The 24,268-nt window shown below is 39.4% G+C and carries 26 protein-coding genes and 1 other annotated feature; of the genes, 5 read left to right on the forward strand and 21 right to left on the reverse strand.

Annotated elements, in window-relative coordinates; all coding sequences use genetic code 11:
• Position 1: 1 nt before the first annotated feature.
• The 3 genes from AC1Z3K_RS10535 to AC1Z3K_RS10545 all read right to left on the reverse strand — a co-directional run bounded on the left by AC1Z3K_RS10535 (position 2) and on the right by AC1Z3K_RS10545 (position 3,222).
• The gene (locus AC1Z3K_RS10535) at positions 2-307 is read right to left on the reverse strand and encodes a TIGR04197 family type VII secretion effector (RefSeq protein ID WP_426083465.1); all 306 of its coding nucleotides are present in this window, start codon (positions 305-307) and stop codon (positions 2-4) included.
• Between the two features lie 689 nt (positions 308-996).
• Positions 997-1,947 (reverse strand): homoserine O-succinyltransferase, encoded by a 951-nt coding sequence (locus AC1Z3K_RS10540; protein WP_461732703.1) that lies wholly within the window; start codon positions 1,945-1,947, stop codon positions 997-999.
• Between the two features lie 3 nt (positions 1,948-1,950).
• Positions 1,951-3,222 carry an O-acetylhomoserine aminocarboxypropyltransferase/cysteine synthase family protein gene (locus AC1Z3K_RS10545; RefSeq protein ID WP_461732728.1) on the reverse strand — a complete coding sequence of 424 codons (1,272 nt, stop codon included), beginning with the start codon at positions 3,220-3,222 and terminating at the stop codon, positions 1,951-1,953.
• 172 nt (positions 3,223-3,394) lie between these two features.
• Positions 3,395-3,656: a binding site (T-box leader), on the reverse strand.
• A gap of 258 nt (positions 3,657-3,914) precedes the next feature.
• On the opposite strand from AC1Z3K_RS10545, the gene AC1Z3K_RS10550 reads away from it, so the two are divergent.
• Positions 3,915-4,391 (forward strand): hypothetical protein, encoded by a 477-nt coding sequence (locus AC1Z3K_RS10550; RefSeq protein ID WP_461732704.1) that lies wholly within the window; start codon positions 3,915-3,917, stop codon positions 4,389-4,391.
• Between the two features lie 490 nt (positions 4,392-4,881).
• Here the strand turns inward: AC1Z3K_RS10550 and trhO are convergent, their stop codons facing one another.
• Complete coding sequence (gene trhO / locus AC1Z3K_RS10555) at positions 4,882-5,823, reverse strand: oxygen-dependent tRNA uridine(34) hydroxylase TrhO (RefSeq protein WP_461732705.1); 942 nt, start codon at positions 5,821-5,823, stop codon at positions 4,882-4,884.
• 305 nt (positions 5,824-6,128) lie between these two features.
• Positions 6,129-6,503, reverse strand: a complete 375-nt coding sequence (locus AC1Z3K_RS10560; RefSeq protein WP_426083456.1) for a VOC family protein — start codon at positions 6,501-6,503, stop codon at positions 6,129-6,131.
• A 98-nt stretch (positions 6,504-6,601) separates the two neighbouring features.
• Between AC1Z3K_RS10560 and AC1Z3K_RS10565 the strand changes: the two genes are divergently transcribed.
• Complete coding sequence (locus AC1Z3K_RS10565; protein ID WP_461732706.1) at positions 6,602-7,411, forward strand: MBL fold metallo-hydrolase; 810 nt, start codon at positions 6,602-6,604, stop codon at positions 7,409-7,411.
• A gap of 79 nt (positions 7,412-7,490) precedes the next feature.
• Here AC1Z3K_RS10565 and AC1Z3K_RS10570 read toward each other — a convergent pair whose 3' ends face one another.
• The 9 genes from AC1Z3K_RS10570 to AC1Z3K_RS10610 form a co-directional block, all read right to left on the reverse strand.
• Entirely contained in the window at positions 7,491-8,879 is a 1,389-nt protein-coding gene (locus tag AC1Z3K_RS10570; RefSeq protein ID WP_426083452.1) for an L-cystine transporter, read from the reverse strand.
• A gap of 217 nt (positions 8,880-9,096) precedes the next feature.
• A complete protein-coding gene (locus tag AC1Z3K_RS10575; protein WP_426083451.1) occupies positions 9,097-9,489 on the reverse strand; it encodes a DUF1149 family protein in 393 nt (130 codons plus the stop codon).
• Between the two features lie 76 nt (positions 9,490-9,565).
• On the reverse strand, positions 9,566-10,909 hold the full coding sequence (locus AC1Z3K_RS10580; RefSeq protein WP_426083449.1) for a PFL family protein: 1,344 nt from the start codon (positions 10,907-10,909) through the stop codon (positions 9,566-9,568).
• Positions 10,910-11,143: 234 nt separating this feature from the next.
• A complete protein-coding gene (locus AC1Z3K_RS10585; protein ID WP_426083447.1) occupies positions 11,144-11,410 on the reverse strand; it encodes an ACT domain-containing protein in 267 nt (88 codons plus the stop codon).
• Positions 11,411-11,515: 105 nt separating this feature from the next.
• Positions 11,516-12,097 carry a DJ-1/PfpI family protein gene (locus tag AC1Z3K_RS10590; RefSeq protein ID WP_426083445.1) on the reverse strand — a complete coding sequence of 194 codons (582 nt, stop codon included), beginning with the start codon at positions 12,095-12,097 and terminating at the stop codon, positions 11,516-11,518.
• An 85-nt stretch (positions 12,098-12,182) separates the two neighbouring features.
• Complete coding sequence (locus AC1Z3K_RS10595; RefSeq protein WP_461732707.1) at positions 12,183-12,572, reverse strand: MerR family transcriptional regulator; 390 nt, start codon at positions 12,570-12,572, stop codon at positions 12,183-12,185.
• Between the two features lie 133 nt (positions 12,573-12,705).
• Positions 12,706-13,137 (reverse strand): hypothetical protein, encoded by a 432-nt coding sequence (locus AC1Z3K_RS10600; RefSeq protein WP_426083441.1) that lies wholly within the window; start codon positions 13,135-13,137, stop codon positions 12,706-12,708.
• Between the two features lie 358 nt (positions 13,138-13,495).
• Positions 13,496-13,897, reverse strand: a complete 402-nt coding sequence (locus tag AC1Z3K_RS10605; RefSeq protein WP_461732708.1) for a GyrI-like domain-containing protein — start codon at positions 13,895-13,897, stop codon at positions 13,496-13,498.
• Positions 13,898-13,958: 61 nt separating this feature from the next.
• The gene (locus tag AC1Z3K_RS10610) at positions 13,959-14,846 is read right to left on the reverse strand and encodes a helix-turn-helix transcriptional regulator (protein WP_461732709.1); all 888 of its coding nucleotides are present in this window, start codon (positions 14,844-14,846) and stop codon (positions 13,959-13,961) included.
• Between the two features lie 785 nt (positions 14,847-15,631).
• Here AC1Z3K_RS10610 and AC1Z3K_RS10615 point away from each other — a divergent pair.
• Genes AC1Z3K_RS10615 through AC1Z3K_RS10625 form a run of 3 tightly spaced genes read left to right on the forward strand, consistent with a single transcriptional unit; the run spans position 15,632 to position 18,178 of the window.
• Positions 15,632-16,615 carry an ABC transporter ATP-binding protein gene (locus AC1Z3K_RS10615; RefSeq protein ID WP_426083435.1) on the forward strand — a complete coding sequence of 328 codons (984 nt, stop codon included), beginning with the start codon at positions 15,632-15,634 and terminating at the stop codon, positions 16,613-16,615.
• Positions 16,599-17,384 carry an ABC transporter permease gene (locus AC1Z3K_RS10620; protein WP_426083433.1) on the forward strand — a complete coding sequence of 262 codons (786 nt, stop codon included), beginning with the start codon at positions 16,599-16,601 and terminating at the stop codon, positions 17,382-17,384. The genes AC1Z3K_RS10615 and AC1Z3K_RS10620 overlap by 17 nt, the downstream gene beginning before the upstream one ends.
• Positions 17,384-18,178, forward strand: coding sequence for an ABC-2 family transporter protein (locus tag AC1Z3K_RS10625; RefSeq protein WP_461732710.1), 795 nt, complete (start codon positions 17,384-17,386; stop codon positions 18,176-18,178). Before AC1Z3K_RS10620 ends, AC1Z3K_RS10625 begins: the two co-directional genes overlap by 1 nt.
• A 399-nt stretch (positions 18,179-18,577) precedes the next feature.
• Here AC1Z3K_RS10625 and AC1Z3K_RS10630 read toward each other — a convergent pair whose 3' ends face one another.
• The 7 genes from AC1Z3K_RS10630 to AC1Z3K_RS10660 all read right to left on the reverse strand — a co-directional run bounded on the left by AC1Z3K_RS10630 (position 18,578) and on the right by AC1Z3K_RS10660 (position 24,223).
• Positions 18,578-18,832, reverse strand: a complete 255-nt coding sequence (locus AC1Z3K_RS10630) for a metal-sensitive transcriptional regulator (protein WP_426083430.1) — start codon at positions 18,830-18,832, stop codon at positions 18,578-18,580.
• Positions 18,829-19,128, reverse strand: a complete 300-nt coding sequence (locus AC1Z3K_RS10635; RefSeq protein WP_461732711.1) for a rhodanese-like domain-containing protein — start codon at positions 19,126-19,128, stop codon at positions 18,829-18,831. The genes AC1Z3K_RS10630 and AC1Z3K_RS10635 overlap by 4 nt, the downstream gene beginning before the upstream one ends.
• Entirely contained in the window at positions 19,128-20,780 is a 1,653-nt protein-coding gene (locus tag AC1Z3K_RS10640) for an FAD-dependent oxidoreductase (protein WP_426083426.1), read from the reverse strand. Before AC1Z3K_RS10640 ends, AC1Z3K_RS10635 begins: the two co-directional genes overlap by 1 nt.
• On the reverse strand, positions 20,780-21,094 hold the full coding sequence (locus AC1Z3K_RS10645; RefSeq protein WP_426083424.1) for a rhodanese-like domain-containing protein: 315 nt from the start codon (positions 21,092-21,094) through the stop codon (positions 20,780-20,782). Before AC1Z3K_RS10645 ends, AC1Z3K_RS10640 begins: the two co-directional genes overlap by 1 nt.
• Positions 21,095-21,242: 148 nt before the next feature.
• On the reverse strand, positions 21,243-22,325 hold the full coding sequence (locus tag AC1Z3K_RS10650) for an endonuclease/exonuclease/phosphatase family protein (protein ID WP_461732712.1): 1,083 nt from the start codon (positions 22,323-22,325) through the stop codon (positions 21,243-21,245).
• Between the two features lie 112 nt (positions 22,326-22,437).
• A complete protein-coding gene (locus AC1Z3K_RS10655; protein ID WP_426083420.1) occupies positions 22,438-23,262 on the reverse strand; it encodes an HAD-IIB family hydrolase in 825 nt (274 codons plus the stop codon).
• 556 nt (positions 23,263-23,818) lie between these two features.
• The gene (locus AC1Z3K_RS10660) at positions 23,819-24,223 is read right to left on the reverse strand and encodes an SRPBCC family protein (RefSeq protein ID WP_426083418.1); all 405 of its coding nucleotides are present in this window, start codon (positions 24,221-24,223) and stop codon (positions 23,819-23,821) included.
• Positions 24,224-24,268: the final 45 nt, after the last annotated feature.

The following is a 24,268-nucleotide window of genomic DNA, read 5'->3' on the forward strand; positions in this document are numbered from 1 at the left end:
CTCACCTTCTCCCTGGTCCCGCAAGAATGCTTAAGCCATTAAATCCTTTACCTAGCTGCTGGTCAATAGCAGCAAACTCACTCGCAACGGAATGAATGTTGTTTCCATCCCTGGTTAACGCATTTGAAATCTGTCCACCAACACCACTCATCCGGCTTATAACGTTTTGTGCGCTGCTCTGACCGGAGACATTTGTTCTATTAGCAGCTGGTCCTGGCTGTGACATACTATTTAAGGCACTAGCTGCTTGGCTAAATCTTGACGAAACTGTTCCAGCAATAGAACCTGATACATTCAAATTGCTCACTAAGTAATCACTCCCTTGTTGTTATACAGATGAAAAACACTATTTGTATATTTATCTTACCATATAGAAAATACAATTAACTATCAGATTTTTCATGTCTTCTTAAAGTTCATGAGATTCAGTCAGAAAGCGTGTATACGTTGAACCAGTTTTTGTTTAATAAGAGCATACAAAAAATGGACGTATAAGAATCCAGTATTTCTACTGTTCTCACACGTCCATTTTGTATATCTATTCAATTTAATTGGCGAAAACATTTTTATCGACTTTTATTTAGACAACTTTACTTATCAGTTTTGGCATTTTATTCTTTATATACTCTTCAGCAAATTCTTCATCACTCAACCAGGCATCGATAGCATTTTTTTCTGTTATGACCGGCATCCGCTTATGAATCTGCTCAACAGAATCATTTCCTAATTTTAGAGCGTATCTGAAACCCTAGCGGCGAATATTTCCGAGATAGTTACGGAACTCGTCTCGTCGGCACAAATTTTCGCTTATGCGCCACATTGCCAGTTCTGTTTGCCTAAAGACTTGCTGACAGAATGGTATGCGTACGAAAGTAAACGTCATTTTTTAATCAATAGTATTAAAAATGACTACTCTGAAATGAGCTTATTGTGGTTTTGCTTGTTTTCCACAATAAGCCCTGAAAAATCGGATGCCTCTCTACTTTTCAAACCACTCTAGTCTCTCTTCTTACGACTGTTCAAACGTTTTAGCTGTTCATCGATTATTGCTTCCAGCTTATAAGGAGTTAGCTGATAGACATCATTTAGCCAATTGTGATACAACAGGTGTGCATGTCCCCGCCAAGTATTGACCACCCTCTGGTCCACACAATCATCGGTAAAATAATTGTGCGGCAGCGCCGTATCCAGCCCTTTCTCCTGATCCCGCAGATACTCCTGCTGCAATGAATTTGTATCGTATTCAAAATGACCCAGCAAGAAAATATCATGGTCATCAGTAGAAACCAAGACCGTTGCGCCAATATCCTGATTTTCAGCAATAACTTTTAAGCGGCTGCTGTCTATTTGAGCTTCATTAATCCCTGTGTATCTTGACTGCGGGGCATTAAAGCAATCGTCAAACCCTCTGAACAGCCGATGACTATGCTTCATTTCCTGACTATAAATGCCAAAAAGTTTTCTGTCATAGCTGGTTTTAGAGACCTGATAATGATGATATAGACCTGCCTGTGCTCCCCAGCAAATATGAATAACCGAGGTCACATTTGTTTGGCTCCAATCCATAATCTGAACCAGCTCCTGCCAGTAATTCACCTCTTCAAAAGGCAGCTTTTCTACAGGTGCTCCTGTAATAATCATTCCATCGTACGTACTGCTCTTAATTTCCTCAAAAGAAAGGTAAAATTTAGCCAAATGATCTATACTAGTATTTTTATGAACATGGGAAGAAATCTTTAAAAAATCTACATCAATTTGCAGCGGACTCTGGCTTATTAAGCGCAGCAGCTGAATTTCTGTATCAATTTTGTTTGGCATCAGATTTAAAATCAACAGCTTTAATGGACGAATATCTTGAGCAGTGGCCCGCTCATTATCAATAGCAAAAATATTCTCCGTTTCTAATACTTGCTTAGCTGGAAAATTTTCAATCAGTTTAATCGGCATTCCTTAAGCCTCCAACTGCTCAAAAGCTTGTTTTAAATCAGCTAAAATATCATTAACATTTTCAATGCCGCAGGAAATCCGAACTAGTCCGGCTGAGATGCCGGCAGCCGTCAGCTCTTCATCTGATAACTGACGGTGTGTTGATGTTGCTGGATGAAGCGCACAGGTTCGAATATCAGCCACATGAACCTCCAAAGAAACAAGCTTAAGTGCATCCAGCCACTTAGCCGCAGCTTCTTTTCCTGCCCCAATTTCAAATGAAATGACGCCGCATAACCCATTTGGAACATATTTTTGTGCCAGCTCATAATTTTTATCGGTTTCTAATCCTGGATAGGTAACAGAGGATACACTAGGCTGCTCCTTCAAAAATTTTGCAACAGCTAATGCATTTCCATAATGCCGGTCCATTCTAACTGCCAAAGTTTCCATCCCCAGATTTAATAGAAAGGAATTTTGAGGTGATGGTGTGGCTCCCAGGTCTCTCATCAACTGAACCCTAGCCTTTGTAATATAGGCTGCTGGTCCGAAAGTTTCGGTATAAACCAGATTGTGGTAAGTTACATCTGGTTCACTCAACTGCGGAAATTTCCCATTATTCCAATTAAATTTTCCACTGTCAACTATAACCCCACCCGTCTGAACCGCATGACCGTCAAGATATTTCGTTGTACTGTGGATAACGATATCAGCCCCATACTCTATTGGACGACAGAAATACGGCGTAGCAAATGTATTATCAATAATGAATGGCAAATCAGCACTATGAGCAAGCGCTGCAAACTTTTCAATATCCAGTACATGCATAGCCGGATTAGCGATAGTCTCAGCAAAAATTGCTTTGGTATTTGGCTGAATTGCCTTTTTAAGTTCTTCCAGTGGAGCACTCTGATCAATAAACGTAACTTCAATCCCCATTTTTCTAAACGTATGAGCGAATAAATTAAAGGTGCCGCCATAAACATAGGAAGAAGAAATCAAGTGATCTCCTGACTCTAAAATATTCAGAATTGCAAAGAAAGTAGCAGCCTGCCCAGAAGATGTACACAATGCAGCCACGCCTCCTTCCAAGGCAGCAATCTTTTCTTCAGCTGCATTCGTTGTCGGATTACCAATTCTGGTGTAAAAATATCCTGCTTCCTCTAAATCAAACAGCTTGCCGATTGCTTCTGTTGAGTCATACGTATAAGTCGTGCTTTGTATTATTGGTACTACCCTTGGTTCGCCATTTCCCGGTTGATATCCAGCATGTAGACATTTCGTTTCAAATTCCATCATTGATTCCTCCAGTATTTTTTCATTTTATTCTTGTTTTGCTCTGCTCATACTTTTTTAGATAGGTTTATCAAACAAGCTCACGCTTTCTCAACCCGCCCTTTACGAAGTATTTCGGTAAAAAACTACAGCAGTCAAAACCGAATACAAAAAAACTCCCATCCTTCGTTTCCGAAAGGACGGGAGTTAAACTCCGCGGTACCACCTTTATTCACTGTCTCTTCACAGAAACAGCCTTAACCAGTATAACTGTATAGAAATACTCCCAGTTCATACTGCTGTGCTGTATCGGGCACTCCCGCCGAACGCTTATCCTCAAACTCACGTTCATCTGCTCAAAGGCCATCTTCCAAATCAACCTGTCTGCTTCTTTTCACCACCCGAAGCTCTCTTAGAAACCTATTGATTTGTACTCTTCTTTTCAAAGCAACTACTCTATGTTATTGTTTACAACTATACTCGATTTTTCATAGTCAGTCAATAACAAAAATGAGTCTTTAATGAAAAATCATCATCATTTTCTCATAATGAAGCAGGATACTTTCTTCAGCTCTGTAGTCCTTTCACTATCTAATTTCCAGGCAGCTCTAAATCTAAAAAGCATTGGTTTCTATCTCCCTAATCCTTTCAGTACCATGCTATAATAGAAAAAGAGTAACTAAAAAAAGAGTTACCGGTAAAGGAGCTTCATTGTGAACACACAAATTAATCCGCAATTAGAACAACAAATTACAGAGGCATTAACTGACGCCTATCATGCTTATTACGATAAAAACGAGACATATACACAGCTTAGTGAAAAAATCAGCTCAGAAATGGGCAGCTTTTATATGAATGAATTTTCGAATTTAACATATAAAGACACCAGAGTATTCTCTTTTACCCTTGGTGAAAAATCATTTATCGGCTATCTTTTATGGTCAAAAGAACTGGAGATTTACGGAACTGAGTCTGGTCGCTTCTTTATCCTGCTAACTGGCTTTGGTTTTATTTCTGGCGTGGAGATTGTGAATAACGGAGAAGCGAAAGTAACTATTTGGAAGGATTTAACCGGAGAAAAAACAGTTGAAGAATTACTGGCAAGCTTAAAAGATATCCATAAGAAAGCTGATTTCACCGCTGAAAATCCGCTGATTCAAAAGTATATCGATATTCTGCATACTTTATAAGATAATAAAAAACTGGCACAGATAATCCTATCAACCTCGAAGAGCTAGACTGAAAAACCAGCTTTTCGAGTTTTTTTTTAGAATAAAATAGAGTCTGGGACATAAACAAAATCCCAGACTTTTGACATCCTAAAACCGAATAAACAGTATTCCAAAAGCAGCTTTCTCGGAAATAAGCCGAATAATATCAAAAATATGAGAAGCTATTTTCGTATTATTCTTCTTATTTCTCGGAGCTGAACACTTTTGTCACAACCTCCTGCCTGCTCTATACTTCGAATAAAAAAACCTGAAACAAAACGAACCAGTTTTCGCTGTTTATTTCAAGTTCTATGACTTTATTCAGTTATTGGTTTTATCAACCTATTTCAACAGCAGATTTTCCATTTCCATACTCATCTACTAGTTTTTCTTTTTAGAGAAACAAAAAAATGCTTTGATTGGTTAATAGAAGAGCTCGGAAAAGCCGTTTGATTTTCTCCCTATAAAACTAGTTTATTCCAGCAGTCAGAAAATCAGCTACTTGTTCTTCACTGAATCCATGTTCTTTTACATAGCGGTTGGCTGGATGTTTACTGCATTCGTCACAACAGCCGCCAAGATGTTTTTCCTCATTTTCTTCTGAGCTTAAAATTTGTCTGTTGCAGTAAGGATTGGCACAGTTAATATAACGTTCACAAGGGGTTCCGTCAAACCAGTCTCTTCCGATAATTTGCTTATCCACTTGATTAATCTCTACACTGATGCGTTCATCAAACACATACATTTTACCGTCCCAAAATTCCCCCTTGGTTTCCGGGTTCATCCCATAATTTGCAATTCCTCCATGAAGCTGCGCGACATCGTCAAAGCCTTCGCGAAGCAGCCAGCCGGAAAATTTCTCACACCGGATACCGCCGGTACAATAAGTGACAATTTTTTTATCCATCAGCTGTTCTTTGTTGTCCCGAATCCACTTCGGCAGCTCTCTAAAATTGCGAATATCTGGACGTACAGCTCCTCTAAAGTGTCCCAAATCATACTCATAATCATTTCGTGCATCCAGCACAATCGTATTTTCATCAATTAGTGCTTCCCGGAACTCCTTTGGTTCAAGGTAATCACCTGTTAGCTGCAACGGATTGATATCATCCTCCAAATTCAGAGCAACTAGCTCTTTTCTGGGACGAACAAACATTTTCTTAAATGCATGCTCTTCCGCTTCATTTATCTTAAAAAACGTATCCTTAAAACGTTCATCTGCCAGCATAACCGTCATGTAGCGATTCGTTTCATTCGTTGTACCAGACAGTGTCCCATTGATTCCTTCTTCTGCCACTAGAATCCTGCCTTTTAAGTTCAGCTCTTTGCATAAAGCCAGATGTTCTTTAGCGAACTGCTCCGGATTGTCAATTTGTACATATTTGTAATATAAAAGCACTTGATAGTCCATGATAATTCTCCTTTTCTAAATCATACCTTATCAGTATATAAAAGGAAAAAACCAAAGCGCCAGCTTTATGCTTGTAGCTTTCTACACAAGAAGTTTTTAAGAAAATGAGGAACATTGAAATACTTAGCGTCATTCTTGATACAAAAAAGCAGCTGGAGTATTAAAGAAACAAGCCAAATTTGCATAGTTTTCTTTCTCTAGCAGGTAGGCTTCAGCCTCACATTTTCCAAATTTATTCTTGAAGTGACTTATTAAAAAACCCTCAGTTAGATTTTTAAGTCTAACTGAAGGGAGCAGCGATTTCTTTATTGACCGGAAACGGCAAAATAATTTCCATCATTATCTGAAAAATTAAAGACAAGCTCTCCTCCGGGAAGCTGAACCAGCTCTCCCACAGTTACATGTTTGTCCTTCATATCTTTATACAGCTCCTCAATCCCTTCACTGAAAAACATCAACGAAGGCGTGTTGCCTGCAACTTCAGGTGAATGCTTTTGAATAAAAGCCAGCTCATATAAAACGATTTTAGCACTTGAGGAATTCTTTGGAGCGATTTCTACTACCAGCGTGCCGTCCACTGCATCCCTTTCTAATTCCACAAAGCCGATACTTTGCCAAAACCTGCTTGACTCCTCTACATTATTTACATACAACATAATCTTTACTTGATCTGAGAACATCTCACTAATTCCTCCTAAATTCTCTTTTTAACCTTCCCTTAACATTCTAACTTATGTTATGCTAAAAAAATACACATTTGTTTTAAAGGAGGCAGCCAATGAAATTAACCGTCCTTGTCGACAACAACGTCTATATTGACCACTATTATTACGGAGAGCCTGCTCTGTCCTTTTTTTTAGAAGATAACGAAACAGCCATCCTTTTTGATACTGGCTACAGCGATATTTTTTATAAAAATGCTGCAAAGCTAGCAGTTGATTTAGCTTCAACTCAAAAACTGGTTCTTTCTCATGGTCATAATGATCATACTGGCGGTCTGAGCTACATTGACTTATTATTTACAGAGACTAAACCGGAAATCGTTGCTCATCCGTTAGCCTTTTTTCCAAAAAGAGCTGAAGAAGGGGTAATTGGTTCACCACTGACTGTAGATGATCTGCAAAGAAACTACCCGCTCACGTTAGCTAAAGAGCCTCTGCCTCTCTCAGATAATCTCCTTTTCCTAGGAGAAATTCCTCAGCTTGTTGACTTCGAGCCGCGGCAGCAAGTAGATGAAACCAGATGCTCTGAAGAATACACGGCAGACTACGTAATAGACGATTCTGCCATTGTTTATAAAGGCAGCAGCGGTCTCTATATCATCACCGGCTGTTCCCATAGCGGCATTTGTAATATCTGTGAATATGCAAAATTGGCGACAGGAGTAACAAAAATTGTTGGTGTAATTGGGGGCTTCCATTTATTTGAAGAAAATGAGCAGCTGGATAAAACGATTGCCTATTTCAAAGAAAACCAAATTACTGAGCTCTATCCTTGTCATTGCGTATCATTCAATGCTAAGGCTGCTATTCATCAGGAAATTCCTATTGGTGAAGTAGGTGTTGGCATGACACTCGAATGGCACTGAGTCTCCAGCTCGCCAACTACTATCAAAAAATAAAAAGAACCACGACTGGATTCCTGTTTTCTCCAGTCATGGTTCTTTTTTATTTAGCTTCGACTACTAGTTCATCGTCTGAAATTACAGAACGGTCAAGCTGATCAATTCGTGAGCTGGCTACCATGCCGGCTACCATACTGTCACTGACATTAACTGCTGTTCTTGCCATATCAATTAGTGGTTCAACTGAAATTACTAAACCAACGATTGCTACCGGTAAATTCATTGCACCTAAAACGATTAGAGATGCAAAGGTAGCACCGCCGCCGACACCTGCAACCCCAAATGAACTAATGGTTACAACGGCAATCAGCATTAGAACAAACTCCAGACTGAAAACGTCAATCCCTACGCTGGGCGCCACAATAGTTGCCAGCATTGCCGGATAAACCCCGGCACAGCCATTTTGTCCAATTGACAATCCAAAGCTGGCTGCAAAATTCGCTGTTGTTTCATCCACGCCTAAAGCCTTTGTCTGTGTTTCGATATTCAAAGGCAGTGCACCCGCACTAGATCTTGAAGTGAAGGCAAAACTCAAAACTGGAAATGCCTTTTTCAGATAGTTTAACGGATTGATTCGAATCGCAGTAAGAATCAACAGATGAAGTAACAGGACAATAATTAGAGCTGTATATGAAGCAAGTACAAACTTGCCCAAATTCAAAATTGCTTCAAAATCACTTGTAGCGACAACACTAGTCATGAGTGCCAATACACCATACGGCGTTAAGCGTAAAACCAGTGTAACAATTCTCATAACAATTTTATATAGACTATCAATTAAATCTGCAAAGAATTGAGCTTCCTTCGGTGCTTTGCGCTTCACTCCAAGAAAGGCAATTCCTACGAAAGCAGCAAAGATTACCACGCCAATAGTACTTGTCGCACGAGTCCCTGCTAAATCTGCAAAAACGTTTCTGGGAATAAAGGACAAAATCTGCTCAGGAATTGAAAGATTTTCAATGGTTTCCTGTCTTGTTGCCAGCTCAGCTATCCGCGCTGTTTCTGCAGTTCCTTGCGTAAACTGGGCACCTTGTAATCCAAATAAAACTGTACTGCCGTATCCAATAAGTGCAGCAGCTGCTGTTGTTCCCAGTAAAGTTGCCAAAACATTAAAGCTGATTTTTCCAAGCTTGTTTGACTCCTTCATTTTTGTAAATGCTCCTACAATAGAAACAAATACTAGCGGCATGACAAGCATTTGAAGCAATGCTACATAGCCGTTTCCGATAATGCCAATCCATTCCATCGCCTGACTGGTGATTTTACTTTGTGTACCGAACGCTACCTGAATAATTGCACCTAATACGATTCCTACACCTAACGCTGCAAAAACACGTGTTGAAAATTTCATATGCTTTGCCTGCATCCGGTAAAAGCCGTAAACGACGCCAAGAAACGCCAGAACCACTAAAACTGTGATGAGTGTTGTCATTTTCTTCCTCCTGTAATAATTATTTTAATGACAAGTCCATCAAAGGAAGTAAAGGTTCCCGGCAGCTGTTCTTCAACAGCTGCCCTGAAAAAGGATTTTTCAGTGATATACCTATTCTAACTGATAAAGGAGGACAACAGCTATTTTTTTGCTTGAAGTCTGATAGCAAAACAATAGTGGCGATAGCTTTTAGCTATTGCCACTATTGTTCAAGTCTTTACTTTTCTTCTGGTTCATTTGACTGAAAGTTCAATTGAATTCCCGGCTTGTCTAAGGCAATTTCAGTTACCTCATAGGCCAGACGTTTTACGATATCAAATAATGGTGCAATCAGCTCATCTACATCAGCCTGACTTAAGTCTTCCTGTTTCTCAATCTTTTGGTTGATGATATGAGAAATCTGGCTGACAGCGCCTGACAGTACATACTCATCAAATGCCAAACGAAATTCTAGTCGAGCGGCAATGATTGTATTTTCAGCAGGGTAATTTTCATCCTTTGATTCCATAGGTGAAAAGCCCACACGTAATTCAGTTTCAACTTCTGCTTCCGGCGAACGCATATCATAGTGGAAGCCTTCCACTACTTCTTGTTGGCGTTTAAGTTCCAATGAATATCACTCTCCTTTCACCATATTATAACATACTCATATTTCAAATATTGCTCAAAAATTGATAAAAAACAGACTAATTCTTAAACGAATGAATAGGTGCCGGAATACGTCCGCCTCTTAAAATAAAGTCAGTTGAAGCATAGTCATTCACCTTCATTACTGGTGCCCTTCCTAAAAGCCCGCCGAATTCGACCATATCACCGACTTTGGTATTTTTAGCAGGGATAATCCGGACAGCCGTTGTTTTATGATTAATCACTCCGATTGCTGCTTCATCGGCAATCATAGCTGCGATTGTTTCAGCTGATGTATCTCCCGGAATAGCAACCATATCCAGACCTACAGAGCAGATAGCTGTCATGGCTTCTAATTTTTCCAAATTCAGTGCACCATTGTTAACAGCATCAATCATTCCGGCATCCTCAGAAACTGGGATAAATGCACCGGATAAGCCGCCGACATGATTACAAGCCATCACGCCGCCCTTTTTTACTGCATCATTTAGCAGAGCCAATGCAGCCGTAGTACCATGAGTTCCTACACTTTCCAAACCCATCTCCTCTAATATATAAGCTACACTGTCTCCAACTGCTGGAGTTGGAGCTAAAGAAAGATCGACAATTCCAAAAGGAACATTCAGGCGTTCTGAAGCAATTCGTCCAACCAGTTGTCCCATACGGGTAATTTTAAACGCAGTTTGCTTTACAACCTCTGCAACAACATCAAACGGTTCACCCTTTACTTTTTCCAGTGCCCGTTTTACAACACCAGGACCACTGACACCAACGTTGATGACACAATCCGCTTCACCTACACCATGAAAAGCTCCCGCCATGAATGGATTATCCTCCACCGCATTTGCGAATACAACCAGCTTGGCACAGCCCATGTCTGACTTGTCTGCTGTTTCCTTAATCACGTAGCCCATATGACGAACCGCATCCATGTTAATGCCGCTTCTGGTCGAGCCGATATTGACAGAAGAACACACAAAATCCGTTTCAGCTAACGCTTGTGGAATAGAATTAATTAGACGGTCATCGCCAAATTGATACCCTTTCTCTACTAAAGCACTAAAGCCGCCGATAAAGTTAACGCCCACTGTTTGAGCAGCCCGGTCCAGCGCCTTAGCATATTTCACATAATCATCATCTGCGCTGGCTGCAGCGATAATACTGATTGGGGTGACAGAAATACGCTTATTAATAATGGGAATGCCGTATTCTGCTTCAATATCTTCCCCAACACGTACTAGATTTGCTGCCATTCGGGTAATTTTTTCATAGATTTTCTGACAAGCCTTATCACTATCACTGTCAATACAGTCTAATAAAGAAATCCCCATCGTAATGGTACGTATATCTAGATTTTCTTCTTCAATCATTCGAATTGTTTCTAAAATTTGTTTTGTCTCCAAAGCTTTCACCTCTATTTTGAATGGATAGACTACTCTATAAACCCTTTCAAATCATCTTTTTTATGTTTGATACTGCCTTCAATACTGCTATTTTGTGCTTCTTCCTCAAACTGACATGAGAAATCAGAAATCTAAAAACGACATCTTTTTATTTTCTGATAATAGTTAGTGAAAAATGTGCCTATAGGCAAAGAAAGTAGTTTCCTACCCCAGTATTTACGGAAAAATATACTTTTACAATTTGTGCATGACATTAAAAATTTCTTCATTCTGAATACTGATTTTCACACCTAATTGATCACCAAGAGTGTTCAGCGTGTCACGAAGCTCTTCAAAATTTGTCTCTTTTGCCAAAGACAGAACCATCATCATCGTAAAATAGTCGTCCATAATTGTTTGCGATACATCCAAAATATTAATGTTTAGCTCTGCAAGCTTCACACTTACCCCTGCGATAATTCCTACTTTGTCTTTACCAATTACTGTCAAAACAGCTCTCATAATTCAACCTCCTGATTTGTTTGACCTATTATAGCATATCTTTCTGAAATAGCCTTGAAAATACAGAACAAAATAGCATAATTTTTCACAATCGTTCGTCTTTCCTTAATAGCCCATCGCTATCATAACTTTTTGACGCAGCGAGTGATCCGTCAGCATCTCTAACAATTCAAAAGCGACATGTACGGCCGTCTCTGGACAGTACGAAGTGATTACTTTATTATCAACAACTACTGGCTGATCCTTCAGTACATCAACGCCCATTTCTGCTAGCTGTTTTTGCCGCACTCCGTCATTCAGGTGATAAGTAGTTGCTTGTCGATTTGCGAGAATACCGCTTTTCGCCAAAGGCAAAGCAGCAACACAGATAGAAGCCACTGGTTTTCCTTGCTTTTCAAAAGCGCTGATAAGAGCTAAAAATGGTGCTGAATACGCTTCTTCATAAAACCCGTATTCCTCAAAGCCTCCTGGAATTGCCAACGCAGCATATTCATCCACATTAACATCTTTAAGCAGTACGTCCATATTCATCGATACATTAAATGTACTCAACGTCGTTTCCTCTATCCCACAGACAACCGTTTCAATATCCGCCTCATAATCAGCTGTTGCCCAGCCAAGCACATCAATAAATACGCTAAATTCCATCGTTTCAAAGCCTTTAGCCAATAACACCAATACCTTCATTCTTATTTCCCGCCTTCTCATAAATTTTTTGAATTCAAAACAACTAAGCATTTCACAGCTAAAATACTTTCAAGCAACCTTTGCACTAGCCTGCAGTGCTAGGATTCAAAGTCTTTGACTCTCTTTTTTCTATATTGCCTTTGGTCAAGCCCATTTTATACTGGAGATAATCAAGAGAGGCTTGGATTCGATCGAGTTTTACTTTAGTTCTTTGTTCCTGTGCTTCTAGCAGCGCCAGCCGCTCCTCTAAAGTGTCATCTCCCGCCTTATATAAATCAAAATATTCTTTAATTGTTTCCAAACTCATTCCGGATTCCTTCATACATAAGATAAACTCAATGCGGTCTAAATCGGGTTCTCGATAGTCTCTAATTCCGCTAATTCTTGCTACAGGATCCAGCAAGCCTATCTTCTCATAATAACGAAGAGTAGATAAGGAAAGCTGGTATTTACTGCTTACTTCATTAATTTTCATAAGAAACTCCTTTACTTTTTATTTTATTGTAACAGATAAACGCTTCTCTGTTTTATTGTTTATCAAAACAAAAAAAGGCGGACACCATAATGTCTCACCTTCCGATAGCTCTGAAATGTTATTCAAAAAAAGATCATACTTTTTTAATAAACTGTGCTTTACAATTAGAACAGGTTATTTTTATCTGCCCTTTATGTTTTGGCGCCCGCAGCTGCTGTCGACATTCTGGACAAGAGAAATACGTATGGGTTTTCCGGTGCTGAAAACGCTCTTTAATTCGATTAAATTTCTTTTGAATCTTTTCAAGCCAGTGGGTAAATTTCTGATTCTCATTTGCTCGAACATAGATTTTTTTTGAAAAGAACCGATAGTACACAAGTATCAGCAGTAAAGCGATTAATGCTCTTAACAATGCATACCCCAGAAACATATTCCCAACTACCAGAACTAGACTAAGCAGCAGCAGTCCTCTACTTAGCTTGTCAAATTGTCCATAACGTCCTCTCATATACTTTTGCAGTTTCATATTCCATTTCATCAGCCGTGCCAGCCAGACATTCCGCATGTTTTCTACCGCCTCTTTCTTTGCTCCGCTGTATTCATTCGACAGAAGCCTTAAACATTTTCTGACTCAGTACAGCTTTCAAATCTTTTGAATAGTAAACAGCTTACTATCAATCAAGTGATTTTGCAACCGGCGAAAGTCTGATTTTTGTTTGCTTCTCTAAAAAACAGCTGCGAGCTCGCAGAAGAACCGGTATATCTCAAGAAATAGAAAAAGAAGAGGTCGCTTTTAGACTGTCATTTATTTAGGTTTTAAAAGTAGACAGAGTTGAAGCTTTATTTATGTCTCGCTATCCCTCTTCTTTATTTCTGACCTAGCTAAAGCAAGCGGGCTGTGCCATTCTTTTTTTATAGAATGCTTAGTATACAGAAATGTAAATACAAACCTGATCATCTGCCTCGTATTTTTCAAAATCCTTTTCATAGCGCCGCTTCAACTTGCCGGCTTTTTCCAGTGCCCAGATTTCCTGCCAAGCTTGCAGAACATTATCCTGAGAAAATCCAGTTGAACTTGGTACAACAGGGAAAGCCTTGTAGGTCCCATCATCTAACACCAGCTCTTTTCCTTTCTCAGCTTTTTCCACCGCTAATGACAAGGTATAGTCAGCAGTGAAATCTCCAGCGTACTCATGATAAACAGCATAAACTACCTCACCTGGTTCAATTTTTGTCATAGTCTGCTGCCATAAATATCCAATTTTTTGTCCTACATCCTCTGAAAAGTTGTTTGCTCTTACTGAATCAATTTCATAAATTTTCATAGTATCCCTCCTTCACATTTTTCTAATCATAAACAAAAAAACATGACAACAGTTTGTCATGTTAAAAATAAAGCGTCTGATACTTCTCAATTTCTTCTTTCAGCTGTTCTCTGAGTTCTTTTGGTTGAATAACCTCTATACTGGCTCCGTAAGAAAGTAAATAAGAAAATAACCAGTCTCCCAACGACTGGTACGTCGAAACCTTCAGTCGTTCCCCAGACCGTTCAATCGTCAAGTTCGACAGTTCTTCCTGTAATCTAGCCAACTGTTCATTTTCAATAAAAAATTCCAGCAACCCCAGTTCATAGACCGGCAGATACTCATCCGTTAAAACAGCCGGATCAATCATTTTATCCGAAGGTTCAATTCGTTTGACGCGTTTTAGTTTAAAAATCCGATGATCATTTTTCAGATAACAATAGGCAGATAAATACCAGCTATGCTGTTTAAAAAACAGCTTATTGGGCGCAACTTCTCTTTTGGAAACTTCTCCCCGTGTATTTTCATAGGTAATGATCACACACCGCTGCTGCTTCTTAGCTGCTGTCAACTGATCCACTAACTGCTTTTCTTCTGGTTTTCCCCAGCTGGAATAATCAATGGACAACCAAGGGGTTGTCTTGCGGTTAAATAAAGAGGATAGCTTAACCATAACCTCATCCGCTGCACCAAAATTTGTGACAGACAAGTTTTCCAGGCCAGAAAGGATCGTTTCCTGTTCAGCTTCGGTCACAAAGGTTGCCGGAAGCTGATGATTTTCCAGTAATCGGAGCCCTCCGTTCCGTCCATTTTGAGCATAGATTGGAAAGCCTAATACTGACAGATGATCAATATCCCGATAAATCGTGCGGACTGACACTTCCAGCTTCGCCGCTAAAAAAGGAGCTGTTGCTTCCTGATGGGCACTTAGATAGTGCATGATATAAAACATTCTGGATTGTCTGGACATTGGCAATACTCCTCTTTAAATTTATTTTCCCCTAAGGATGAACGAGCTTGGGACATAAGTAAATGCCCGAACTCTTTTTTCTCTAAAATCCGAAAAATAGTGTTCCAGAAACAACTACTTTGAAAACAAGTCGAATAGTTCTTCAAATATAAAGAACTCTAGGTAGGTATCGAGAAACAGCTACTCGGTTCCCATATAGTGTTTCTTGACAATTTTCGGACGCTCCGCTCCTTCTTATTTCCTGTAGCTCAGCACTTTTGTCGCATCTTCAGGATGCAATATATTCATAATTTCATCGATGCTTTCAGGTTTGTTCTAATACTACTGTGCGCTCATTCTCTGATAGTTTAACACAACTCACCTCAATTTTTATTTAGAAAAAAGGAAGCCTGTAAATCCGCTCGGAGAATCAAAAATCAAACGTTGACGAAAAAGTGATTGTCCCTTATAGTTAAAGCAGAATGAAATGGAAGGAGTGTCTTTTTGTCTGTCATTGTTGAATAATTTCAGCAACTAAATCGTTGTGAAAGCAGCTTTATTGAGCTTGTTTTCAACACTAGGTCTGCCTAGTGTTATTCGACATGGACCTTACAAGAAGACTTCGCCTGAAATAATATATGTAGCAGTCTGCTGTTTTACAGGAGATTATTTATATTCAGGGATCAGTGTTTGGACTGATCTCTTTATTTTTTGCTATACGCCCGCAGAAGTTTTCTTCGCTGTCTTCCTACAGCAGAGGAACCTGTCTTTTGCGGGCGTATATTTTGTTTGAGGAGGAAAAAACTATGAAGCCTATCCATGTAAAGAATGTATCAAAAAGCTATTCTTATTTTGAGAAGACACCTGGTTTTAAAGGTGCAGTTAAAGACCTATTTAGACGGGAAACAAAAATAAAAAATGCAGTAAACGATGTTTCATTTTCAATAGATGAAGGGGAATTTGTAGGATTAATCGGAACTAATGGTGCAGGAAAAACAACATTGATAAAAATGCTGACGGGAATCATTCAACCGACTAAAGGAGAAATTTCCATCAACGGATTCAATCCTGCTGAGGGAGCAGATGCGTTTAAGAAAAGCTTCGCAGTTGTTATGGGACAAAAATCACAGCTTTGGTGGGACTTACCCGCCAGTGATTCACTACTTCTCAATAAAGTGATTTACGATATTCCTGAAAAGCTATACTTGGAAAACGTCCATTATTTTACTGAGTTATTTGCAGTCGAAACACTCCTTTCTGTACCAGTCAGAAAATTATCCTTAGGCGAACGCATGAAATTTGAACTGATTGCCTCTTTACTCCACATGCCGAAGCTGCTGCTTTTAGATGAACCAACCATTGGGCTAGATGTCGTTGCCCAGCGGCAAATTCGGGAAATGCTGAAAACAGCTGGAAAAGAGCGCGGTATTTCTCTATTACTGACTTCCCATTACACAGAGGATTTACTGGATCTTACTGAACGAAGCTTAGTCTTACGGGACGGTGCTTTGATTTACGATGGTCTGCTGCAGCCATTGTTAGCCCGTTATCAAGTTGAAAGTACATTGGAGCTAATCTTTTCAGAAAAACCAAGTTTGCCGGCTCTCAGTAATGTAGAGATTATTGAACAAACCGGGTACGCTGTAAAAATTAAAACACCTAAAGAAAATATCAGTCGTTGTCTAGCGCTTATTTTCAAAAAAACTGAGGTTCTAGATATAAAAATTTCTGAAGAAGATGTCAGTACATTGGTAGAAAGGATGTTTCAGTCAGATGAAAAAATATCTTGAAATTTTTAAGATTGAATGGAAGCATTCATTAATCTACCGCAGCGATGTGGGATTAACCGCCGTGCTTAGTATCTTCTCCATTCTGCTTTCCTATCTGCTTTGGCAAACTATTTTCAACGGCAGAGAAACGTTTAACGGCAGCACTTTAGCACAGATGGTCACCTACTATTTATTCGTCAACCTGATGACGCCATTTACAAATACAGATGGACTGCTAAATACCTTTGCGGAAGAAATCAGACAGGGAACCTATTCAAAATACTTGGTTCGACCTATATCTCCGCTTACTTATTTTATTACTGCCAGCTACGCTCAGGCGCTATTTCCTTTTCTCATAACCGGCAGTGTGCTCCTCACAGTATTTTTTTCTTTGAACCAGTATTTTGAGCCTATACAGCTGCAAAATTTGCTTTTGGCTTTACCCGTTCTTCTTCTAGGAAGTCTATTAAATATACTCATAAGCTATATTATTTCACTGGCTGCCTTTAAGCTGACAGCCATCAGTTTTTTATCTGTCCTGCAAAGTACGATAAAAACCTTTTTGTCCGGTTCTTTAATTCCTTTGAGTCTGATACTGCCTGCGGTTTTAATTAAATGGCTGCCGTTTTCTTACACCCTTTACTATCCGGCAGCTCTCTGTTTAGGAAAAAATGAAGAGCCTTATTCATCTGTTCTTTTCGTATTAATCCTCTGGATAGCGCTTTTATATTGTACAGCCAGATTTTTACAACACAAAGTTCAACATAACTTTGAAGGAGTGGGTATTTAATGAAAACAATCGTTTACACAGTAAAAATCCTATACACCTTAATGAAAGTTCAGCTTTCGTCTGCGATGATCTATCGCTTTAACTTCTGGGGAGCATTTCTGATTGACTCAATCTTCTTTGGTATACAGCTGCTTTTCTTTCATGTTATTGCTGAGGATGGCATGGTCGGTACCTGGAACATTCATCAAATCACTGTTTTTATTGGCACTTTTATTACATTAGACGCCTTATATATGGCCACTTATTTTTTTGGTATTCTCTCTTTGCCGGAAAAAATTCGAACCGGCGGACTAGATCAAATCTTTGTAAAGCCTGTTAATGCTTTGCTTTATATCGCTTTTGGGAATATTAATATCAGTTCGTTTCTTTTATTTTTATTAGGTATTGGGATTGTCAGCTATGGAGCCAGTCATTTAGAATCCATAACTGCTGTTCAATTATTTCAATACATTATTCTCTTTCTCTTAATGTACTGGCTGATGTTTTCACTTATGCTGCTGCTGCGGTCTGCTGCATTTTGGCTAACTAGAATCTCCGCTATCAATACACTGGAAAATACTATCTTGGAAACTTCTTTCCGGCTTCCATATCCAGCAATTACCAGTTTTTGGAAATTAATTTTACTGATTGTTCTGCCTTACGGTTTAATTGCCAATATGCCGGCTATGGCTTTATTTGGAACACTCAGCTGGCAGCACTGGCTACTGTGTTTTACTGTGCCTTCTGCTTTCTCATTTCTATCTCTACGGATTTGGCGCATTGGCTGCCGGCAATATGACAGCGTCAGCAGTTAATAATAAATGACTACTTGCCTATTTTATAGACCATACAAGGCTTGGAGTTAAAGAGACGAGAACAATGGTACGTCTGCGTCTTTACAAATAAATTGAGCAATATTGAAAATAAAAAATGCGGGGCTGTGACATTAGTATGCCTCAGTCCCTTAAACCCGGATAAACGGTGTTTCAGAAGTAACTTCTTCGACAATAAGGCGGAAATTCGCAAAAATTTGTGGAACAATTTTCGGAATTTCCGCCTTATTGCTTGAAGCTGAACACTTCTGTCACAACCTCTTCATGAAGCTGTTTTCGACTGGTTCACTTTATTTCTCGAGTCGATAGACTTTGTCACCGCCTCGATATCAGCCAACCTTTTTACTTCATTGCTTTTCTTAACATTTCAAAAACTGCAAATCATCTTGTTTTAACAATCATTTCCAATGCTTTCTCAATTTCTTCGCTAGAAAGATCAACTTCTTTTTCCTGCATACATTGAACCAGATTTTCAGTAACTACTAGCCCGATAACCTTATCTATGCTTGAACGAACTGCCATTAGCTGAGTTACTACTTCTCGGCAATCCTTGCCTTCCTCCATCATTTTGAGGACACCCCGAATTTGTCCTTCAGAGCGTTTAAGACGGTTGCCTATTTTCTTATCACATTTCATCGTACGATTTCACCTCGCCAAGCAGACATGCCGCCCATAACATTTGTCGTTGTAAAGCCTTCCCTGCCTAGATAACTGCAGGCCATTTGCGATCGGCTGCCGGAATGACAAATGATATAGTATTCCTGCTCCTGCTTCAATTCCGATACCCCTTCTGGAAAACTGCTTAAAGGCAGGTGTACTGCACCTTCAATATGTCCTGCCTCAAACTCGTCTAACTCTCTGACATCCAAAATAGTTAAGCTCTGCTGCTTCAGCAGCTGCTCAAACTCAGGAATCATTACTGTATGATACATTATTTTTTTACCTCCTCAGGGTACATCGTACTGTATAGCTGGAATGCTCCATCCAGATTCTTCACATTAAAATTATGATTCTTTAAAATTCTTTCAGCCAGATAGCTCCGCTGACCACTTTGACAGCTGACAATTATTAGCTTGTCCTGCGGCAGCTCACTAAGACGATTCCGCAACTCATCCAACGGTATATTGATATCTTCACCAATACTTCCAGCTGTTTTTAATTCTTCCGAACTACGCACATCTAAAAGGACAGCACCACTTTCTCTGGCTTGTGCGAGCTCATAAAACTGAATATTATCAGAAAAGCCTTCTACAATGTTCAACGCAGCGTAGCCTATCATATTGACAGGGTCTTTAGCTGAACCAAATGGGGGTGCGTAAGTTAATTCCAGCTCGGGTAAATCCATTACAGTTAAATCAGCTTTGATTGCTGTCGCCAGTACATCGATTCGTTTATCAACCCCATCTTTTCCAACTGCCTGCGCCCCATAAATTTTACCATTAACCGGATTGAAAAGCAGCTTGAAAGCAATTGGCTGACTTCCGGGAAAATACCCTGCATGACTTTTAGCCGTGATATGAACTGCACTGTAATCCAGCTGCAGCTCCTTCAGCTGACGCTCATTCAAGCCTGTACTCGCTGCAGCAAGATCAAATACTCTAACAATAGCAGTACCAATGCTGCCTAGGTTTTTCCTTTCCGCTCCTAAAATCACATCAGCTACTTGACGCCCTTGACGATTAGCTGGTGATGCCAATGAAATCAGAGCATCTGCTCCAGTGATCTGCTGTTTAACAATGATCGCATCTCCTACCGCAAAAATATCAGGATCGGTGGTCTGGTACTTTTCATCGACCACGATTCCTCCTCTAATTCCTGTTTCTAAAGCAGCGTCTGCTGCTAAACTGCTAGCTGGCTTTACTCCAATAGATAAAACTGTAAAATCACTAGGAATACGTTCACCAGTACTCAAATGAATGATTTCTCCCTGATTCTCAAAAGATTGAGCTCCAGCATTTTTATAGACCTTTATACCAGCCTCTATCAGCCGATTTTCTACAATCTGAGCCATTTCAATATCGAGAGGAGGCAAAAGCTGAGGAGCAGCTTCCACAATGGTTACCTCAATCCCTAATTGCTTCAAATTTTCAGCCATCTCCAAGCCAATAAAGCCGGCACCAATCACTACTGCATTTTTCGGTTTTATTTCTTTAACGGCTGCAGTAATCTTATCCACATCAGGAACATTTCTAAGTGTATAGCTGTTTTTTGCCTCGTTGAGACCAGGAATTGGCGGTATTACCGGCTCTGCTCCAGGTGAAAGAATCAATTTATCATAAGCTAGTTCCTTTCTCTCCCCTTTTTGGCTAATCTGAACGGTTTTCTTTTCACGCTGAATCATTGTTGCTTCGGTTTCGGTTACCACGTCGATATTGAATCTATTTTTCAACTGTTCTGGCGTTTGCAGAATCAGCTCTTCACGTTCACTGATTTCTCCTGAAACATAGTAAGGCAGACCGCAATTTGCAAATGACACATAGGGTCCTTTTTCCAAAACAACGATTTCTATCTCCTCAGATAACCGTCTTAATCTGGTTGCAGCTGACATTCCTCCGGCAACTCCACCGACAATTACTACTCTCATTAGTAAATTCCTCCTCTGATTTCTCCTTGCCAACGATTCATTCCGCCTTTAACATGCACGGCTTCAATATTTTTCTTTTCAAGCATCTTCACAGCCTGCTTACTTCTAATTCCAGATTGGCAAATCACATACACCCCATGGGTATTTTTCGTCTTATACTGACGAATTTTACTAAGGGGGACGTTAACTGCTCCAGGTATATGTCCGCCGATGAATTCTGATTTCTCACGAACATCCAAAATTGTGGGCTTTTCTGATAATTTTCCGTTTAAATCTTTTGTTGAAATAGCTGATACTCTATTAAATAAAAACATAACTCCTCCTTTATACCCTGTAGGGTATTTACAAAATTAATCATAAACGATTCTTATTCTTTTGTAAAGCAGATACTTTGTTTTTTTATAAAAAAAGCGCTCTAAAGCTGCTGTAGTGCAGTCTTTAAAACGCTCGTTCTTCAAAAAATTATTTTTCTTCCTGCAAACGGAAGCTTAATATTACCGGATTATGATCAGAGTATTGGAAGGCTTCATCCGACACCTTCGTATCTAAGGCTTTCACGTTGTCAGAGACAATAAAACCATCAATTAACGCTACAAAAGATTTACCTTTTTCATATGGCGTGTCAAGATTCCGAGTAGATGGAACAACCTCGCCATCATTAGAAAAGTCTGTGACTGTTAACCCTTTCGGCAATTCTTCTTTAGGAAAAGCCTGCAGCCATGAATAGTCTTTACTTGTATCGTTGCCGAATGTATCTGAGGACGAAGGCAATAAATCATGGTTAAAGTCGCCGCCGCACACTACATAATTGCCTTTCTCATACTCAGCCTTCATATGATTAAATAGCGTCATGATTTGCTTTTTCTGTACAGCCTGATCCTTCATATAGGCGGATAAATGTACATTGTAGAGCATTAGCTTCTTACCATTTTCTACCGAAAGCTCAGAAACAGTAAATGCCCGATCCAGATCGAAAAATTTATTAAAGCTGGTTTCAATTGGCAGACTGTAGCGGATGCTCTCATCAATCGACGTGCTGCTCAATGTTAAAATGCTGGACTTGGATTTTCCAATTGGGTCAAAAACCGGATACATTAAATAAGCAGAATCATAGTTCGTTGCACTTGCTGCTGAATAGGTACTGAAGCTGTCGCTGATTTTCTTCACTTCATTCACACCGAAGCTTCGTGTGGCTTTTTCATCCACCTCTTGAAGAACTGCAAAATCGGCGTCAATTTTTCCCAATGTGTCTACTACGCCATCGATATTTTTATTAACAGCTTCTTTACTCCGTGCTTTGGATTCTTTGCCGCCATCCATAAAAAATGTATAGTCCGGCGGATAAGCTCCATAGCCAATATTAAAGGTGACAGCTTTGTAGTCTTTTCCTATTTCAACTGACTGATGTTCTGCCTTTTGCTCTACATCAATTTTCAAGTCATCTTCAATTCTTGAATAGCTGAAAAAAACGTATCCTACATAAATTAAGACGATTAACAAAATCAGCCCGATAACCGCACCAATTACTTTGATTGATTTTTTCATTCCCAAACTCCTTTAGTTTATTCTTACCTACAAATCATAACAAAAAAAGGAAACAGGGGCTAGTTTACCGCCTGTTTCTCTCTGCAGTGCAGCTTGTCTGCACGTTTCTGAACTAACGCTCGCCTTCAAATACATCTGCCACCATTGCTACCTGATACTTCGCTTGTTTTTTAACTGGTGCTTCTGCGTGACTCATGACATAAGACTCAGGAAAAACCTTAAACATGCTAATATCATTATAGGAATCCCCAACAACCGCTACCTGTTGTATGGGTACAGCCAGCTGTTCCACTAGTTTCTTTACAGCAGCGCCTTTGTTCACCGATACTGGATTTATATCAATTGTATAAGGACTAGTTATTTGAAAGTTAACAGCTTCATCAGCTAAAGCCTTTTGAAGCTTTAGCAAATCCTGACGCAACGCCTGATTATCCTCACGAACAATACAGATATTTGCCGGATTTTCCGGATGAGCAGCTTGTTCAGATACCTGAACTTTTTCAACAACATCGCCAAAGACACTCTCCATCAATTCCAAAGCTATCTCAGCCTCATATGTATGCTGATCAGCAACTGAACAAGCAAATGGCAGCTGAAGCGCACGCAGCTTTTGATAAATTCTGTCTGACTGTTCTTTTGAAAACTGATCCTGCCCTAAAATATTGCCTTCCGGATCAATTGTAAACGAACCATTCTGCACAATCTTATAGCTTCTCCCAAACAGCTCAGCTCCAATGACGCCTTGGACATCCGCAGCTAGACGTCCTGTTGCTACACAGAAAAATCCGCCGTCATCAATAAATTGTGTAATTTGTTCATGGTTTCGAACCGGCAATCCTTTTTTTGACGGTGTATAGGTAGAGCTCTCGCTCTCCTCATACGTTAATGTTCCATCCATGTCGCATACTAGTACTTTAAACCCTTGCTTTTGCTTCACTACACAACGCTCCCTCTCGCAGCTTTTCCACTAAATCTGTATCATATGTTATGAAATCAGTCTAAAACAGAATGCCGGATTGATTTTTTTTGTCACAAAGTTAAATCAATAAATGAAATGCCTCATCTGCACTTTTGAACAGTATCCTGAATGTTCATTTAGAGCTGCTCAGCTTGTTGGTTACTAAGCTTTACTTTGGCGATCGTCCATTCTATTTGATTGGTTATTCCAGGCTTGTTCCCCAGTATAAACTTTTCTTCCTTTATCTATGAAACTTTGTTTACTTATTCCTACTCATTTTAACAGATAAATAGTTAGTTAACGTCTTTTAAAAAGCTAAAATTCATTTTCAATAGCTTTTTTCTGCCTTCAAACAACAATAGGCTTATGACAATCAAAGAGTAATAACAGCTTAAAAACAATCAATTTTTCAGTAAGGTCCAGCATTACCGGCTAAAGAACACTTGCAAAAAATTATGAGACTGCTTGATTGAAAAGCCACTCCAATATTTGCCTCCAGAATCCTCTGACAGGTTCTAATAAAGAACTGGTTATTCTATTTAACTTTTTCAAGATATTTTTTCAAATCCTGAATATAGGTCTTCTGCTGCTTTTTTAAATAGGTTGAAACAAAAGGCTTCAGAAAAAATTTCTTTGCCTGAATATCTTCTGTAAATTCTACTGCTGTCTTCCCACCTTGTTCTTCAAAGCGGCCTATCCAATGTCCCCTCATCTTGTCATTGTCCATATCAAAAGCATAGCATGAATACTGTTCCAACGCAGTGATTGTAAAGGTTGTTCCATAGTTATCTTTCGTGTATTCCACAAAGGTTTTTCCTGGTTCTAAAATTTCTATTCTACTTAAATCACTCCTCCAGCTGTACTCCTCTAAAGAGGTAACTATTTGCCAAACAAGCGGCAGCTCCTGATCAAAAACAGCTTTAATCGTTGCTATCGTCATACTTTTTCTGTCCTTTCCTACCAGTTAATTTTCTACATACAAATT

It is taken from the genome of Enterococcus sp. LJL128 (genome assembly GCF_056924295.1).

Coding starts and splice junctions, on each gene's coding strand:
- AC1Z3K_RS10540 (WP_461732703.1), bottom strand. CDS start 1,947: ATGCCGATTAAACTGATTGAAAATTTTCCAGCTAAGCAAGTATTAGAA.
- AC1Z3K_RS10545 (WP_461732728.1), bottom strand. CDS start 3,222: ATGGAATTTGAAACGAAATGTCTACATGCTGGATATCAACCGGGAAAT.
- trhO (WP_461732705.1), bottom strand. CDS start 5,823: ATGGACTATCAAGTGCTTTTATATTACAAATATGTACAAATTGACAAT.
- AC1Z3K_RS10560 (WP_426083456.1), bottom strand. CDS start 6,503: ATGTTCTCAGATCAAGTAAAGATTATGTTGTATGTAAATAATGTAGAG.
- AC1Z3K_RS10565 (WP_461732706.1), top strand. CDS start 6,602: ATGAAATTAACCGTCCTTGTCGACAACAACGTCTATATTGACCACTAT.
- AC1Z3K_RS10570 (WP_426083452.1), bottom strand. CDS start 8,879: ATGACAACACTCATCACAGTTTTAGTGGTTCTGGCGTTTCTTGGCGTC.
- AC1Z3K_RS10585 (WP_426083447.1), bottom strand. CDS start 11,410: ATGAGAGCTGTTTTGACAGTAATTGGTAAAGACAAAGTAGGAATTATC.
- AC1Z3K_RS10590 (WP_426083445.1), bottom strand. CDS start 12,097: ATGAAGGTATTGGTGTTATTGGCTAAAGGCTTTGAAACGATGGAATTT.
- AC1Z3K_RS10595 (WP_461732707.1), bottom strand. CDS start 12,572: ATGAAAATTAATGAAGTAAGCAGTAAATACCAGCTTTCCTTATCTACT.
- AC1Z3K_RS10600 (WP_426083441.1), bottom strand. CDS start 13,137: ATGCGGAATGTCTGGCTGGCACGGCTGATGAAATGGAATATGAAACTG.
- AC1Z3K_RS10605 (WP_461732708.1), bottom strand. CDS start 13,897: ATGAAAATTTATGAAATTGATTCAGTAAGAGCAAACAACTTTTCAGAG.
- AC1Z3K_RS10610 (WP_461732709.1), bottom strand. CDS start 14,846: ATGTCCAGACAATCCAGAATGTTTTATATCATGCACTATCTAAGTGCC.
- AC1Z3K_RS10615 (WP_426083435.1), top strand. CDS start 15,632: ATGAAGCCTATCCATGTAAAGAATGTATCAAAAAGCTATTCTTATTTT.
- AC1Z3K_RS10620 (WP_426083433.1), top strand. CDS start 16,599: ATGAAAAAATATCTTGAAATTTTTAAGATTGAATGGAAGCATTCATTA.
- AC1Z3K_RS10625 (WP_461732710.1), top strand. CDS start 17,384: ATGAAAACAATCGTTTACACAGTAAAAATCCTATACACCTTAATGAAA.
- AC1Z3K_RS10630 (WP_426083430.1), bottom strand. CDS start 18,832: ATGAAATGTGATAAGAAAATAGGCAACCGTCTTAAACGCTCTGAAGGA.
- AC1Z3K_RS10635 (WP_461732711.1), bottom strand. CDS start 19,128: ATGTATCATACAGTAATGATTCCTGAGTTTGAGCAGCTGCTGAAGCAG.
- AC1Z3K_RS10640 (WP_426083426.1), bottom strand. CDS start 20,780: ATGAGAGTAGTAATTGTCGGTGGAGTTGCCGGAGGAATGTCAGCTGCA.
- AC1Z3K_RS10645 (WP_426083424.1), bottom strand. CDS start 21,094: ATGTTTTTATTTAATAGAGTATCAGCTATTTCAACAAAAGATTTAAAC.
- AC1Z3K_RS10650 (WP_461732712.1), bottom strand. CDS start 22,325: ATGAAAAAATCAATCAAAGTAATTGGTGCGGTTATCGGGCTGATTTTG.
- AC1Z3K_RS10660 (WP_426083418.1), bottom strand. CDS start 24,223: ATGACGATAGCAACGATTAAAGCTGTTTTTGATCAGGAGCTGCCGCTT.